General features: G+C 44.2%; 1 protein-coding gene. It reads left to right on the top strand.

What is annotated here, in order from left to right; translation table 11 throughout:
- A partial coding sequence (pheS, locus tag A3739_RS21855; RefSeq protein WP_068502756.1) for a phenylalanine--tRNA ligase subunit alpha occupies positions 1 to 804 on the top strand: 804 nt, incomplete at its 5' end.
- Positions 805 to 886 lie beyond the last annotated feature (82 nt).

Raw genomic sequence — 886 nt, 5'->3', positions numbered from 1 at the left:
GCCGTCATGGCTAACCTCAGTACTAAAAAAGATTCTATGGAACAGAAAGCGCTTGAAGCACAGCTCATGTCTGAAGCGGTTGATGTTACCTTGCCTGGTCGAGCTACCGACCTTGGCGGCCTTCACCCGGTAACAAAAACGATGCGTCGAATTGAATCGTTTTTTGCTAAGGCGGGTTATTCAGTTGAAGTGGGTCCTGAGATCGAAGACGACTACCACAACTTTGAAGCGCTTAATATTCCTGGGCATCACCCAGCGAGAGCGATGCATGACACCTTCTACTTCAACGCCAATACTCTTTTGCGTACGCACACTTCACCTGTGCAAGTTCGCACGATGGAAAAGGGTGAACCTCCATTTCGTATGATTTGTCCTGGACGAGTTTATCGTTGTGACTCAGATCAAACGCATACACCGATGTTCCACCAAGTAGAAGGTTTATTGGTTGAGGAAAAAGTTAGTTTTGCCGACCTTAAATCAACGATTGAAGAGTTCTTAAAAGTCTTCTTTGAAAAAGATTTAGAAGTGCGTTTCCGTCCTTCATATTTCCCTTTCACAGAACCATCGGCTGAAGTCGACATCGAATGGGGGCGCAATGCAGACGGCTCTATTAAGTGGCTTGAAGTAATGGGATGTGGAATGGTGCACCCGAAAGTTTTTGAAGCTAGCGGCATTGATGCAGAGAAGTATTCTGGCTTTGCATTTGGTCTTGGTGTTGAGCGTTTAGCCATGCTCCGCTATGGCGTAAATGACTTAAGAATGTTCTTTGAAAACGATCTTCGTTTTCTTCAACAATTTAATTAAAAATAGAAAGTGGAATCTCAATGAAGTTCAGCGAACAATGGCTTAGAGAGTGGGTAAATCCTGCAATTGAAACCGAAGCACT

The sequence above is a fragment of the Oleiphilus sp. HI0067 genome (assembly GCF_001635735.1).
Note: the sequence above shows the minus strand (reverse complement) of the source record. Positions and strands in the feature narration are given on the sequence as shown.